Origin of the sequence: Streptomyces malaysiensis subsp. samsunensis, assembly GCF_024519315.1 — a bacterium.
Lineage (GTDB): Bacteria > Actinomycetota > Actinomycetes > Streptomycetales > Streptomycetaceae > Streptomyces > Streptomyces malaysiensis.
Genome location: NZ_JANIIC010000123.1, coordinates 1 through 14,151, shown reverse-complemented (window position 1 = coordinate 14,151; position 14,151 = coordinate 1). Strand labels below are relative to the sequence as shown.

Sequence of the window (14,151 nt, the reverse complement as noted above, 5' to 3'; positions counted from 1 at the left end):
GGGGGGGGGGGGCCCGGCCCGACCGCGCGGGGGGGGCGGGCCCCCCGGGCCCGGGAGCCCCGCCGGTCGGACGCCGGAACCGGCTATTCGAAGAGGTCCGCGTACGAACCCATCGCCAGCGCGATATCCGCCTGTGCCCAGAACCGGTGGTACGTGAAGGTGGGAACCGCGCCGCCCTTCAGATACGCCTCGACCTTCGACCAGGCCGGGTCGTTCTTGTAGAAGGAGCGGATCGACATGAAGGTGGAGCTGGAGTCGATCTTGTCACCGTTCGGCATGGTCCCGGTCCACCCGCTGGGCACGTAGACCGGGTCGTCGAAGCGGTTGTAGTCGGCGCGGGACTCGGGGGCGGCGATGCCCAGGTCGTCCTGGTAGTTGTTCCACATGCCGTCCAGCAGCGCCTTCGCGGTGTCCCTGGCCTGGGTGTCGCCGGACTTGGCGGCGTAGTACGACAGGGTCTTGGCGTACGCGGCCGCCACGCCGACGTCGTTGGTGTAGTCGGCGACGGTGACGTGCAGGCTCGCGTTGGCACCGGGGCCGGAGGCGTTCCAGGTGTCGGGCTGGCCGGACCACTGGAGGGTGGACGGGATCTGGTACGTGCCGTCGGGGTTGACGGTGGTCTCGGACAGCGCCCACTTGACCCACTTGTCCAGGACCGTCTTCGCGGAGGCGTCACCGGTGCGGTTGTAGTACTCCGCGACGCGCTCCATGGACCACGCCTGGAAGCCGAACCACTGGTTGGACGGCGGATCGTGGTAGACCGGCTTCTCGTCGTAGTACATGCCGTAGAACGTGGACTTGCCCGACGGCGGGGTGGCGTAGCGGCCCTGCCAGCTGTTGGTGGCGCCGCCCGCGATGGCGCCCTCGCTGGACTGGAGCCAGCGGTAGAACTCCAGCTGGCGCTTGAGGCTGGTGGACCAGTCGCTCGCGCCGGTCGCGGACTTGGGCTTGAGGTCGGCGTACGAGCTCAGGGCCCAGGCCGCCATGGGGTTCTGGTAGCCGCCGTGGGCGTAGCTGGAGCCGATGCGCCAGGACCAGCCCGCGGAGGTGTCGGTGGCGCCGCCCCACGCGTAGTACCAGGACAGCAGGTAGTGGGAGCTGTTCTTGCCGCTGCCCGCCGGGCAGGTGGTCTCACCGGCGCAGTCGCCGACCTTCTTGAAGTACTTGTCGTACATCGCGTAGCGCAGATAGTCGCCCATCTTGGCGGCCTTGGCGATGTTGCCGGAGATCTGGCCGCCCTTGCCCTGCGCCTTGGCCCACTCCGAGGCCCAGTAGGCGGCCTGGACGACACGGGCGTCGGCGTCGGGGGCGTTGGTGAACTTCCACTGCTTGGCGTACGCGGCGTCGCCGGTGAACAGGTCCAGATAGCCGTTTTTGCCGCCGTACTTGAAGCTGTCGCAGGTGGGCTGGGTCACGGTCTCCCAGACCGACTCCTGCGGGCCGCGCTGGAAGGTGTTGACATAGCTCGGGCCGGTGTCGCTCGGGCCCGCCTCGCACTTGCCGGGCGCGTTGCCGTAGCCGTAGACGTTGTCGACATCCTGGATCCAGTGCATGCCGTAGATGTCATCGGTGCCGTACGCGCTCTTCAGCTCGCCGGCGATGGGGTCCTGGCCGACCGGGACATTGCCGTTGAGCTGGGAGGGGTACTGCGAGGGCTGGTCCCACTCGGGCGCGTAGGTGGCCGGCTTGGAGGGGTCGTAGAAGCTGTTGGTGGGCTGGTCCGCATGGGTGGGGATCATGTACTTCTCCATGATGTCCCACGCGTTGTTGAACTTGGCCCAGTCGCCGGTGACCTTGCCGTACATCGCCTGGAGCCAGATCAGATAGCTGTACGCCTCGGAGGTCGTCTCATGGCCGTGGTCGGGGGCCTCGACGATCAGGGTCTCCACCGAGTGGTACGGAACGCCCTCGGGCGAGAAGTAGCCCGCCGAGGGTGCGGTGATCTTGTTGTAGAGGTCAAGGAAGCGGGCGTCGTAGACCTTCGATGCGGCCAGCTGGGTGACGGTGACCTCGGCCTTGGTGTGGCCGGCTGCGGTCGCGGTGAAGGTGGCGGCGCCTGTGCCGGTGGCGGCGGCGGCCACGGTCACCTGCTGGGCGGTGTCCCAGTTGGTGGGGGTGAAGGTGAGGGAGGCGCCCGAGGAGATCGTCAGTCCGGTGTTGCCCGAGGTGCGGGCGACGGAGACGGTGACGTTCGCGGACGGCTTGGTGGACAGCTTGACGCCGAACGTCCCTGTCCCGCCCTGCTGCACCCCGAGCTGACCGGGGCTGGCCACCAGCGTGGGCCCGGCCGCCACATGGATGCCGACGGGGGTGGACTCGGCGGAGGCGCCCTGACTGTCGTACGCCTTGGCATAGAGCGAGTAGTCGCCCGCCGGGACGTCCTTGTAGTCGAAGGCGTACGGGGAGGCGGTGTCGGTGCCGAGGAGCTTGGTGTCGCTGTAGAACTCGACCTTGGTGATCGTCGCCCCGTCGGCCGCCGCGGCCGTGGCCGTCATCGGGACGGTGCCGCCGGAGGAGAAGACGGCGCCGGGTGACGGGCTGCTCAGCACCGCGATGGGCGGCTGATGGGCGCCACGGCAGGCCACTCCGTTGACGGCGAAGGAGGTCGGGGCGGCGTTGGTGCCGCTATAGGTGAACTGGGCGCCGGTGGTGACATTGCCGCCGGCCGCGATCTTCGCGTTGTGCCCGGCGTTGGTGACGGTGACGGTCTTGCCGGACTGCGACCAGCTGCCGTTCCAGCCGCTGCCGAACTTCTGGTTTCCGGCGTAGTCGTAGGTCAGCGTCCAGCCGTCGATGGCGTCGGCGCCGGGGTTGGTGATGGTGAGACCGGCGGTGAAGCCGGAGCCCCAGTCATTGGTCTTGTAGTCGACCCCGCACTGGACGGCGGCGGCGTGCGCGGGGGCGGCGCCGCCCGCGGCGGTCATGGCCACCGGGAGCGAGAGCGCGGCGGCGAGGGCGGTCACCAGCCGTCTCATTCGTCGTCGTGCCCCGGATAAGGGCGAGCCACGCTGTACGCGCATCGGGGGACCTCCTCGCGGTTCGTGCGGTGGTGGGGGATGTGCGAACCAGTGGGAGCGCTCCCAAGGTTCGTGTCAGCCTGAGGGAGTGTCAAGTCTTTGAACAACACCGGGTCGTCGGACACCTTCGACCGATAATTCGTGAACGGGGTCTGTTGACATGCGCCCGTCGAGCGCTACCGTCACCTCAACCAGTGGGAGCGGTTCCAGCAGTCTGCGCCGTATCGAACGGCGCTTGGACCTCGAGGAGTCGCTCCATGCGAGCACCCCCGCGCCTTTATGCCTTGGTGGCCGCCGCGGTGTTATCCGTGGCGGGCACCGCCTTGGTGCCCGCCGCCGCCTCGGCGGCGGGCGGCCCGGCCACGACCGCTTCGGCCGACGCGTCGGCACAGCCGTCTAAGCCGTTCCGCGCCAACGCCGCACCACCGGAGCTCCGCGCCTCGGGCAACAAGCTCGTCGACGAGAGCGGAGCCACCCGGCGGCTGCTGGGCGTCAACCGCTCCGGCGGTGAGTTCATGTGCGTCCAGGGGCGTGGCATCTTCGACGGCCCCGTGGACGACTCGTCCATCAAGGCCATCGCGGGCTGGAAGGTCAACGCGGTCCGGATCCCGCTCAACGAGGAGTGCCGGCTGGGACTTTCCCATATCGACGCGGCCTACGGAGGGGCCAACTACATCGCGGCGGTCAAGGCACTCGTCGCCCGGCTGGAGGCCAATGGCATCACACCCATCGTCGAACTCCACTGGTCCCACGGCAGATACACCGGAGGGGACAGCCACTGCCCCGACACCGAGTACGCCACCTGCCAGAAGCCGATGCCGAACGCGCAGTACACCCCGGCGTTCTGGACCTCGGTCGCCCAGACCTTCAAAGGCGACCAGGCCGTGGTCTTCGATCTGTTCAACGAGCCGTTCCCGGACCGCGCCACCTCCGACCCGACGGCGGCGTGGACATGCTGGCGGGACGGCGGCGACTGCCCCGGAATCGACTTCCGGGTCGCCGGGACACAAACCCTGCTGAACGCCGTACGGTCCACCGGCGCCAGGAATCTGGTCCTGATCCCGGGGCTCGCCTACGCAAGCGATCTGCGCCAGTGGCTCACGTACCGGCCGGACGACCCGGCGGGAAACCTCGCCGCCGCCTGGCACACCTACAACTTCAACACCTGTTCCAGCGAGAGCTGTTTCGACGAACAGCTGGCCCCGGTCATCGCCCAGGTCCCGTTCGTGGCGGGGGAGATCGGCGAGAACACCTGCTCCCACGGCTATATCGACCGGGTCATGGCCTGGCTGGACGCCAAGGGCGCCTCGTATCCGGGGTGGACCTGGAACACCTGGGACTGCTCCTCGGGGCCGTCCCTGATCAGCGACTACAACGGCACGCCGACCAACTTCGGCGTGGGACTCCGCGATCACCTGAAGGGAATGCAATGAGCCGCAGAATCCGAATGGCGGGCACCCTGCTCGCCGCCTCCGCGCTGACCATGGGGGCGCTGACCGGCGTGGCGTCCGCCCAGGGGGACAGCGGCAGGGCGGCCGCCGCGAAGGTCGACAACCCCTACTCGGGCGCCAAGGTGTATGTGAACCCCGACTGGTCGGCGAAGGCCGCCGCCGAACCCGGCGGCAGCAAGATCTCCAACCAGCCGACCGGCGTCTGGCTGGACCGGATCGCCGCGATCAACGGCACCGGCGGCGCGATGGGGCTGCGCACCCACCTCGACCAGGCGCTCCAGCAGTCCGGCGGCAGCCCGACCGTCGTCCAGTTAGTGGTCTACGACCTGCCCGGCCGTGACTGCGCCGCGCTGGCGTCCAACGGTGAGCTGGGCCCGACGGAGATCGACAAGTACAAGACGCAGTTCATCGACCCGATCGCGTCGATCCTCTCCGAGTCGAAGTACGCCAACTCCAACCTGCGGATCGTCACCACGATCGAGATCGACTCGCTGCCCAACCTGGTCACCAACACCGGCAGCCGCCCCACCGCGACCCCGCAGTGCGACACCATGAAGGCCAACGGCAACTATGTGAAGGGCGTCGGCTACGCCCTGAACAAGCTGGGTGCCATCGGCAACGTCTACAACTACGTGGACGCCGGTCACCACGGCTGGATCGGCTGGGACGACAACTTCAACCCGACCGCCCAGGTGCTCAAGGAGGCGGCGACGGCCGAGGGCAGCACGGTCGACAAGGTGGCCGGCATCATCGTCAACACGGCCAACTACAGCGCGCTCGAGGAGAACAACTTCACCGTCAACGACTCGGTCAACGGCACCACCGTGCGCCAGTCGAAGTGGGTGGACTGGAACAAGTACGTGGACGAGCTCTCCTTCGCCCAGGCGTTCCGCCAGGAGCTGGTCAACGTCGGCTTCCCGAGCAACATCGGCGCGCTGATCGACACCTCCCGCAACGGCTGGGGCGGCTCGGCCCGGCCCAGCGGCCCCGGTGCGAAGACGGACGTCGACACCTACGTCAACGGCGGGCGCTACGACCGCCGCATCCACATCGGCAACTGGTGCAACCAGGCCGGCGCCGGGCTCGGTGAGCGGCCCAAGACGGCACCCGCCTCCGGGATCGACGCGTATGTGTGGATGAAGCCCCCGGGCGAGTCCGACGGGTCGAGCTCGGAGATCCCGAACGACGAGGGCAAGGGCTTCGACCGGATGTGCGACCCGACGTACACCGGCAACCCGCGCAACGGCAACAACCCGTCGGGCGCGCTGGCGAACGCTCCGGTGTCGGGCCACTGGTTCTCGGCCCAGTTCCAGGAGCTGCTGAAGAACGCCTACCCGGCGCTGTAACCGCACGACCCGTCCCCTGAAATCCGGGGCCGGTGGACGCCTTCCTCCGCGTCCACCGGCCCCTTCTTTACAGGGCTCGGCCCTCCTCCGGCCACCGCCGGGAGGTGCCCCCGCCAGGGCGCCTCGGTCTCCCCCGGCCACCGCCGGGAGCTGTTCCGGCCGGAAGACCCCGACACCCCGGGGCGGGGGCCGTATCCTCAGGACGACTCCCGCCGCACCAGCTGGGTGGGAAGCACCACCTGCGGCCGTTTGGAGGTGCGGTCCGACAGCCCCTCGATCTCCTCCAGCAGCACCCGCACCATCGCCCGGCCCATCTCCTCCGTGGCCTGCCGGACGCTGGTGAGCGGAGGGTCCATATGGCGGGCGACGGCCGAGTCCTCGAAGCCGACCATCGCGACATCGTCCGGGACGCCGCGCCCGTGCTCGCGCAGCACCTGGCGGGCGCCCGCGGCCATCACATCGGAGGCCGCGAAGATCGCGTCCAGGTCCGGGCGCTGGTCGAGCAGCCTGCGCATCGCGCTGCGGCCGCCCTCCTCGGTGAAGTCCGCGGAGGCCACCAGCCCGGGCTCCACCTCCCGGCCCGCCGCCCGGACCGCGGCGCTGTAGCCCTCCAGACGGCACTGCGCGACATACATGTCCAGCGGGCCGGTGATGGTGGCGACCGTCGAGCGGCCGCGGCCGATGAGGTGCTCCACGGCGGACTGGGCGCCCCCGGTGTTGTCCGAGTCGACGTATGGAACCGTTTCATGCGCCGAGCGGCGCCCGCTGAGCACCGCGGGCATCTCGATCCGCTCCAGCAGATCCGGAAGCGGATCATCCGCGTGCACGGAGACCAGCAGCACCCCGTCGACCCGGTGCGCGGAGAGGTAGTCCGCGAGCCGCTGCCGTTCCTTGGGGGTGCGGATGAGGGTCAGCAGCAGCTGGAGATCGGTGTCGGCGAGCTCGGCGCCGACACCGCGGATGATGTCGGAGAAGTACGGCTCGGCGAAGAGCCGGGTCTCGGGCTCGGGTATGACCAGGGCGACGGCGTCGGCGCGGTTGGCGGCGAGCGCGCGGGCCACCCGGTTCGGCACATAGCCGAGCTCGGCGACGGCCTGCTCCACGGCCGTGCGGGTGCGGTCGCTGACCCGGGGCGAACCGTTGATCACCCGGGAGACGGTGCCGCGGCCGACTCCGGCGCGGGCCGCCACTTCCTCGAGGGTCGGCCGTCCCCGCCCCGCGCCATGCCGCCGCGTTCCTGCCATATCGCGCCTCCAGCCGTCCGTACCCAGCAGCAACCCCCCAAATGGGGGGCTGCGGGGACATTCAACAGCAGTGTCGTTTCGGGAACTGGTTTCGCGTACTCCCTTGACACCCCAGCGGAGAGCCGCGACCCTTCAACACATCACAGCTGGGAGCGCTCCCACCGTACCTGAGCCATAAAGCCATACATAACCCGCACGATACCCGCCCGGCTCGATGCATCTCAAAGAGTCGCAAATCACCACCTTTCGGCCGGAGCCGTTGGGCGGGGCGCTAGGAGGACGGAATGCGCAGGAGCACTGGTAGTCACCGCGGCAGAGCCGTGGTCCTCGCGGCCGTCGCCGCTCTAGGAGCCGGACTGCTCAGCGGCTGCGCCGACGACGGCGACGACGGATCCGCCGGCTCGTCCGGCGGCGGTGACAGCAAGGGCAAGACGGTCGTGACGGTCGGCACGTACGGCGTCATGGGATTCAAGCAGGCCGGGCTCTATGACGAGTACACGAAGCTGCACCCCAATATCAAGATCGAAGAAAATGTGATCGACCCGGCGTCGAACTACTACCCGCAGCTGCTGACCCACCTCGGCTCGGGCAGCGGGCTCGCCGACATCCAGGCGGTCGAGGTCGGCAACATCAATGAGGTCACCACCACCCAGGCCGACAAGTTCGTTGATCTTTCGAAGGCGGACGGCGTCAAAAAGGGAAACTTCCTCGACTGGAAGTGGGCGCAGGCCACCGCCAAGGACGGAAAGACGATCGGCCTCGGCACGGACGTGGGCCCGATGGCGATCTGCTACCGCAAGGACCTCTTCCAGCAGGCCGGGCTCCCGACCGACCGTGACGCGGTCTCCAAGCTCTGGGCGGGCGACTGGCAGAAGTACCTCAACGCCGGCAAGGACTACGCGAAGAAGGCGCCGGGCGGAGCCGCGTTCCTGGACTCGGCCGGCGGACTGTTCAACGCGGCGGTCTCCGGCGGTTCCGAGGTCTACTACGACAAGAGCGGGAAGCCCATCTACAAGGACAACCCGGCCGTCAAGAAGGCGTGGAAGCTGGCGACCGACGCGTCCGCGTCCAAACTCTCCGCCGGGCTCCAGGAGTTCACCAAGCCCTGGCAGCAGGCGCTCGCCAACGGCAAGTTCGCCACCGCCTCCTGCCCGGCCTGGATGCTCGGCCAGATCAAGGAGTACGCCGGGGACAAGTACAACGGCAAGTGGGACGTCGCCGCCGCCCCCAAGCCCGCCAACTGGGGCGGCTCCTTCCTCTCCGTGCCGCAGGCGGCGAAGAACAAGGACGAGGCGGTCAAGCTGGCCACCTGGCTGACCGCGCCCGAACAGCAGGCCAAGCTCTTCGAGAAGCAGGCGAGCTTCCCCAGCGCCCAGGCCGCGTACGACCTGCCCCAGGTGGCCGACGCCAAGCTCCCGTACTTCAACAACGCGCCCATCGGCAAGATCTTCTCCGAGGCCGCGAAGGACAGCCCGACGCAGGTCCTGGGCCCGAAGGACGCCGTCATCAAGCAGAACTTCGTCGATGTCGGCCTGCTCCAGGTCGACCAGCAGGGCAAGTCCGCCGCCGAGGGCTGGAAGGCCGCGATCAAGACGAACGACAACGCGCTGGATCAGTGACCCGGATATGACAGCAACCTCCGGTTTTACCCCTGATACGGCCGCGCCCCCCGCAGGGCAGGGGGGCGCGGCCCCGCGCGCCGCGACCGCGCAGGCGCCCGACCCGGCCGAGCAGCGGCGCCGCGACCGGCGCAGCCGCCGCTACCGCTGGGATGTGCGATGGAGCCCGTACGCCTTCGTCGCCCCCTTCTTCATCTTCTTCGCCGCCTTCGGCCTCTTTCCCCTGCTCTACACGGGCTGGGCCTCGCTGCACCAAGTGGAGCTCACCGACCCCACCCATATGGAGTGGGCGGGATGGCACAACTTCTCCAGGCTGTGGGAAGACGAGTTCTTCTGGAAAGCGCTGCGGAACACCTTCACCATCGGGGTGATCTCCACCGTTCCCCAGCTGATGATGGCCCTCGGGATCGCGCATCTGCTCAACTACCGGCTGCGCGCCTCGATGTTCTTCCGGGTGGCGATCCTCACCCCGTACGCCACCTCCGTCGCTGCCGCCACGCTGGTGTTCGCGCTGCTCTTCGGGCGTGACTACGGCATGGTCAACTGGTCGCTGGGGCTGGTCGGGCTGGACGGCATCGACTGGCAGAACGGCACCTGGACCTCGCAGATCGCGGTCTCCACGATCGTCATCTGGCGGTGGACCGGCTACAACGCGCTGATCTACCTGGCCGCCATGCAGGCCGTGCCGAACGATCTGTACGAGTCGGCGGCGCTGGACGGGGCCTCGCGCTGGAAGCAGTTCCTGCATGTCACCGTCCCGTCGCTGCGGCCCACCATCCTCTTCACGGTCGTCGTCTCCACGATCGGGGCCACCCAGCTCTTCGGTGAGCCGCTGCTGTTCAACACCGCGGGGACGGCCACCGGCGGCGCCGATCACCAGTACCAGACGCTCGGCCTGTACATGTACGAACAGGGCTGGGTGAATCTGCACCTCGGCCGGGCCTCCGCCATCGCCTGGACGATGTTCCTGATCCTGCTGCTGATCGCCGCGGCCAACGCGCTGTTCGCGCGACGGCTGCGAAAGAGCCAGTGAGGGAGACGAGGAGAACCATGAGCATCACTGTCTCTTCCCGGCGGACACGCGATCCGGCGGCTCCCGTGCGCACCGCTCCACACGGCGGAAAGGGCCGCGGCCGAGCGGGCAGGCAGCTGCACGGAGGCAAGATCACCTACGCCGTGCTGATCCTGTTCACCGTCGGCTCGCTCTTCCCGCTGGTGTGGACGGCCATCGCCGCCTCCCGCACCAACACCAGGCTGGCCCAGACACCTCCTCCCCTGTGGTTCGGCGGCAACCTCTTCAACAATCTGGACAAGGCGTGGAACGGCGCCCACATGGGCACCGCGCTGCTCAACACGACGGTGGTGGCGGGCACGGTCGCGGCGTCGACCGTGCTGTTCTCGACCATCGCCGGCTTCGCCTTCGCGAAGCTGCGCTTCCGCTTCAAGAACATCCTGCTGATGCTCACCATCGGGACGATGATGGTGCCGCCCCAGCTCAGCGTGGTGCCGCTGTACATGATGGTGGCCAAGCTGGAGTGGACCGACCAGCTCCAGGCGGTCATCGTGCCGACGCTCGTCAGCGCCTTCGGGGTCTTCTTCATGCGGCAGTACCTCTCCCAGGCGCTGCCGACCGAGCTGATCGAGGCGGCGCGGATGGACGGCGCGAGCAGCCTGCGGATCATCTGGCATGTCGTCTTCCCGGCGGCGCGTCCGGCGATGGCGGTGCTGGGGATGCTCACCTTCGTCCAATCCTGGAACGACTTCTTCTGGCCGTTCATCGCGCTCACGCAGAACGGCAACCCGACCATGCAGGTGGCATTGACCGGTCTCAGCCGTGGATACACCCCGGATCAGTCACTGATCATGGCGGGGGCGCTGCTGGGCACCCTGCCGCTGCTGATCGCCTTCGTACTCTTCGGCAAGCAGATTGTGGGGGGCATCATGCAGGGCGCGGTCAAGGGCTGAGCCGCCCGCGACCACCACTCCGTCCTCCCTCCCCGTTTCCCCTCCTCCCCACGACCTCGAATGGGAGCGCTTCCATGTCTCTTACCTTCCCGCCCGGATTCCTGTGGGGCGCTGCCTCGGCCGCCTATCAGGTCGAGGGGGCCGCCCAGGAGGACGGCCGCACCCCGTCCATCTGGGACACCTTCAGCCATACGCCAGGCAGGGTGCTCGCCGGCGATACCGGTGATGTGGCCGTCGATCACTACCACCGCTTCCGCGAGGACGTCCGGCTCATGGCGGAGCTGAACCTGGGGGCGTACCGCTTCTCGGTGTCCTGGTCACGGGTGCAGCCCACCGGCCGGGGACCGGCCGTGCAGCGCGGGCTCGACTTCTACCGCTCGCTGGTGGACGAGCTGCTGGGCGCGGGCATCCAGCCGGTGCTCACCCTCTACCACTGGGACCTCCCCCAGGAGCTGGAGAACGCGGGCGGCTGGCCGGAGCGCGAGACCGCCGAGCGGTTCGCCGAGTACGCGGGCATCGTGGCGGGGGCGCTCGGCGACCGCGTCGAGTTCTGGACCACCCTCAACGAGCCGTGGTGCAGCGCCTTCCTGGGCTATGGCTCGGGGGTGCACGCCCCGGGCCGCACCGAGCGGCTGGCCCCGCTGCGCGCCGCCCACCATCTGAACCTCGCCCATGGCCTCGGCGCCCAGGCGCTGCGCGCCGCGCTCCCCGCCCGCGCCCAGCTCGCCATCAGCCTCAACCCGGCCGTGGTCCGGCCGCTCACCGACAAGCCCGAGGACCTGGACGCCCAGCGGCGTATCGACGCGCTGGCCAATCGCGTCTTCACCGGTCCGCTGCTGCGCGGTGCGTACCCCAGCGACCTGATCAAGGACACCGCCTCGATCACCGACTGGTCGTTCGTCCGCGACGGCGATCTGGCCGTCATCAAGCACCCCCTGGACGCGCTGGGCATCAACTACTACACACCGTCATTGGTATCAGCCGGCACCGACAGCGACGACTCGCCCGCCCGTCACGACGGCCACGGCGCCAGCGCCCACTCCCCCTGGCCCGGCTCGGAGCAGGTGGCCTTCCACCAGACCGCGGGCGAGCGCACCGAGATGGGCTGGACGATCGACCCGACCGGACTGCACGACCTGCTGATGCGCTACAGCCGTGAGGCCCCGGGCGTACCGCTGTACATCACCGAGAACGGCGCCGCGTTCGACGACAAGCCGGACGCGGAGGGCGCGGTCCACGACCCGCGGCGGGTCGACTACCTCCGGGACCATCTGGCCGTCGCCCACCAGGCCATCGCGGACGGCGCCGATCTGCGCGGCTACTTCCTGTGGTCGCTGATGGACAACTTCGAATGGGCGTACGGCTACAGCAAGCGCTTCGGCGCGGTCTACGTCGACTATCCGACGCAGACCCGGGTGCCGAAGTCCAGTGCCCGCTGGTACGCCCAGGTGGCTCGCACCGGAGAGCTCCCCTCGGCGTAACGGGACCCACGTCCGCGGCGCCGCCCGCTGGGGGGCGGGCGGCGCCGCGGACGGCAGTGGATACGCGGGCACGGGCGCAACCGGGCAGACGCCTTCTTCCTTCAAAGGGATTACACCCTGATCCACCCGGCGGAAGGGCGCCGTCACCACGGGGGAATGCCTGGTAAACCCATAGAGACATGAGAGCATTTCCGGAGCGCCGGCAGAGGTTCCGCGATGAGGGATCCGGTCGGCGCGCGCCCGCCGGAAAAGGCGAGGCCCTCGCCGGCTGGTTCGACGGCCGGGTGGGCCTGTTCAAGATGGCCAAGGCCAATCTGCGCAAGGTCTTCCCCGACCACTGGTCCTTCCTGATCGGCGAGATCGCCCTCTATACATTTGTCATCATCATTCTGACCGGCGTCTATCTGACCCTGTTCTTCAAACCGGCGATGAACGAGGTGGTCTACAACGGCCGGTGGACACCGCTGAACGGCATCCGCATGTCGCAGGCGTACGAGTCCACGTTGAACATCAGCTTCGATGTGCGCGGCGGACTGCTGATGCGGCAGGTCCACCACTGGGCGGCGATCGTCTTCATCGCCAGCATGCTCGCCCATATGATGCGGACGTTCTTCAACGGCGTCTTCCGCAAACCCCGCGAGATCAACTGGCTCTCCGGCGCCGGTCTGCTGATTCTGGGGATGTTCGACGGATTCATGGGCTATTCACTGCCCGACGATCTGCTGTCCGGCACCGGTCTGCGCTTCATGGAAGGCGCGATCCTGTCGATTCCGATCGTCGGCACCTATCTGTCGTTCTTCTTCTTCGGCGGCCAATTCCCGGGAGAGTCGATCGTGCCACGGCTGTTCACCGTGCATGTACTGCTGATTCCGGGCATCATGCTCGGACTGCTGGCGCTCCATATGATCCTGCTCGTCTACCACAAGCACACCCATCACCCGGGGCCCGGCAAGAAGAACATGAATATCGTGGGGCCGCCCCTGTGGCCGATCTATGTGGCCAAGTCCGGCGGTTTCTTCTTCCTGGTCTTCGGCGTCACGACTTTGATGTCGGCCATCGCCCAGATCAATCCGGTGTGGGCCTATGGCCCCTACCGGCCCGACCAGGTCTCCACCGACGCCCAGCCCGACTGGTACATGGGCTATTCCGAAGGGCTGATCCGGCTGATGCCGGGCTGGGAGATCAACCTCTGGGGCCACACCCTGGTGCTCGGGGTGCTGATCCCGTTCCTGGTCTTCCCCACGGTGCTGCTGGTCATCTGGCTCTATCCGTTCCTGGAGGCGTGGATCACCGGGGACCACCGCGAGCACCATCTGAACCAGCGCCCGCGCAACGCCCCGACCCGCACCGCCTTCGGCGCCGCCTGGGCCGCCCTCTACGCGGTGCTGCTGGCGGGCGGCGGCAATGACCTCATCGCGACCCACTTCCATCTGTCGATCAACGCGATCACCTGGGCCGCCCGGATCGGCTTCTTCGTGGTGCCGGTCGTGGTCTTCATCATCACCAAGCGGGTCTGTCTCGGCCTCCAGCGCAAGGACCGGGAGAGACTGCTGCACGGCCGCGAGACCGGCATCATCCGGCGGCTGCCGCACGGCGAGTACCTCGAAGTGCATGAGCCGCTGACACCGGCGGAGAAGTACACGCTGAGCGCGTATGAGCAGTACGAGCCGCTGGAGCTGCCGCCGTCGGTCGACGAGGCCGGGGTCGTCCGCAAGATCCCCTTCAAGGATCGGCTGCGCGTCTCGCTGTCCCGGAGCTACTTCGGCCTCAACGGCCAGATCGCGAAGCCCACGAAGGAGCAGGTGGCGGAGCACGAGGAGCATGAGGAGGCGGAGCGGGCCGAGGAACCCCAGCGGCCTTAGGGCCCGTCGGCCACGGGGCGACGGAAACGGCGGGGCGTGGCGGTGGGGGGGGGGGTCGGGGGGGGGACCGGGGGGGGGGGGGGGGGGGGGGGGGGGGGGGGGGGGGGGGTGGCGGGGGGGGGGGGGGGGGGGGGGGGGGGGGGGGGGGGGGGGTGGGGGGGGGGGG

9 protein-coding genes are annotated in these 14,151 nt (G+C 68.5%); 7 read left to right on the top strand and 2 right to left on the bottom strand.

Annotation, left to right across the window (positions count from 1 at the left end):
* Positions 1–83: 83 nt before the first annotated feature.
* Entirely contained in the window at positions 84–2,975 is a 2,892-nt protein-coding gene (locus NQU54_RS46845; RefSeq protein WP_257636373.1) for a glycoside hydrolase family 48 protein, read from the bottom strand.
* A 299-nt stretch (positions 2,976–3,274) separates the two neighbouring features.
* On the opposite strand from NQU54_RS46845, the gene NQU54_RS46840 reads away from it, so the two are divergent.
* Together NQU54_RS46840 and NQU54_RS46835 are read left to right on the top strand one after the other, a co-directional pair.
* Positions 3,275–4,450, top strand: coding sequence for a glycoside hydrolase family 5 protein (locus NQU54_RS46840; protein ID WP_257636372.1), 1,176 nt, complete (start codon positions 3,275–3,277; stop codon positions 4,448–4,450).
* Positions 4,447–5,814 carry a glycoside hydrolase family 6 protein gene (locus tag NQU54_RS46835; RefSeq protein WP_306279806.1) on the top strand — a complete coding sequence of 456 codons (1,368 nt, stop codon included), beginning with the start codon at positions 4,447–4,449 and terminating at the stop codon, positions 5,812–5,814. The genes NQU54_RS46840 and NQU54_RS46835 overlap by 4 nt, the downstream gene beginning before the upstream one ends.
* A 197-nt stretch (positions 5,815–6,011) precedes the next feature.
* On the opposite strand, the gene NQU54_RS46830 is transcribed toward NQU54_RS46835, so the two are convergent.
* Positions 6,012–7,058 (bottom strand): LacI family DNA-binding transcriptional regulator, encoded by a 1,047-nt coding sequence (locus NQU54_RS46830; protein WP_257636371.1) that lies wholly within the window; start codon positions 7,056–7,058, stop codon positions 6,012–6,014.
* A gap of 284 nt (positions 7,059–7,342) precedes the next feature.
* On the opposite strand from NQU54_RS46830, the gene NQU54_RS46825 reads away from it, so the two are divergent.
* From NQU54_RS46825 to qcrB, 5 genes are all read left to right on the top strand, one after another.
* Positions 7,343–8,677: an extracellular solute-binding protein gene (locus tag NQU54_RS46825; protein ID WP_257636370.1), complete on the top strand. Its 1,335-nt coding sequence runs from the start codon at positions 7,343–7,345 to the stop codon at positions 8,675–8,677.
* A 7-nt stretch (positions 8,678–8,684) separates the two neighbouring features.
* Complete coding sequence (locus tag NQU54_RS46820; protein ID WP_174881955.1) at positions 8,685–9,710, top strand: carbohydrate ABC transporter permease; 1,026 nt, start codon at positions 8,685–8,687, stop codon at positions 9,708–9,710.
* A gap of 17 nt (positions 9,711–9,727) precedes the next feature.
* Positions 9,728–10,642, top strand: a complete 915-nt coding sequence (locus NQU54_RS46815; RefSeq protein ID WP_087684217.1) for a carbohydrate ABC transporter permease — start codon at positions 9,728–9,730, stop codon at positions 10,640–10,642.
* 74 nt (positions 10,643–10,716) lie between these two features.
* A complete protein-coding gene (locus tag NQU54_RS46810) occupies positions 10,717–12,123 on the top strand; it encodes a GH1 family beta-glucosidase (RefSeq protein WP_257636369.1) in 1,407 nt (468 codons plus the stop codon).
* A 179-nt stretch (positions 12,124–12,302) separates the two neighbouring features.
* Positions 12,303–13,985, top strand: a complete 1,683-nt coding sequence (qcrB, locus tag NQU54_RS46805; RefSeq protein ID WP_257636368.1) for a cytochrome bc1 complex cytochrome b subunit — start codon at positions 12,303–12,305, stop codon at positions 13,983–13,985.
* The last annotated feature ends 166 nt before the right edge of the window (positions 13,986–14,151 follow it).

Excerpts from the sequence above, each read along its gene's own strand:
- NQU54_RS46845 (WP_257636373.1), bottom strand. The coding sequence starts at position 2,975 with ATGAGACGGCTGGTGACCGCCCTCGCCGCCGCGCTCTCGCTCCCGGTG.
- NQU54_RS46840 (WP_257636372.1), top strand. The coding sequence starts at position 3,275 with ATGCGAGCACCCCCGCGCCTTTATGCCTTGGTGGCCGCCGCGGTGTTA.
- NQU54_RS46835 (WP_306279806.1), top strand. The coding sequence starts at position 4,447 with ATGAGCCGCAGAATCCGAATGGCGGGCACCCTGCTCGCCGCCTCCGCG.
- NQU54_RS46830 (WP_257636371.1), bottom strand. The coding sequence starts at position 7,058 with ATGGCAGGAACGCGGCGGCATGGCGCGGGGCGGGGACGGCCGACCCTC.
- NQU54_RS46825 (WP_257636370.1), top strand. The coding sequence starts at position 7,343 with ATGCGCAGGAGCACTGGTAGTCACCGCGGCAGAGCCGTGGTCCTCGCG.
- NQU54_RS46820 (WP_174881955.1), top strand. The coding sequence starts at position 8,685 with ATGACAGCAACCTCCGGTTTTACCCCTGATACGGCCGCGCCCCCCGCA.
- NQU54_RS46815 (WP_087684217.1), top strand. The coding sequence starts at position 9,728 with ATGAGCATCACTGTCTCTTCCCGGCGGACACGCGATCCGGCGGCTCCC.
- NQU54_RS46810 (WP_257636369.1), top strand. The coding sequence starts at position 10,717 with ATGTCTCTTACCTTCCCGCCCGGATTCCTGTGGGGCGCTGCCTCGGCC.
- qcrB (WP_257636368.1), top strand. The coding sequence starts at position 12,303 with ATGAGAGCATTTCCGGAGCGCCGGCAGAGGTTCCGCGATGAGGGATCC.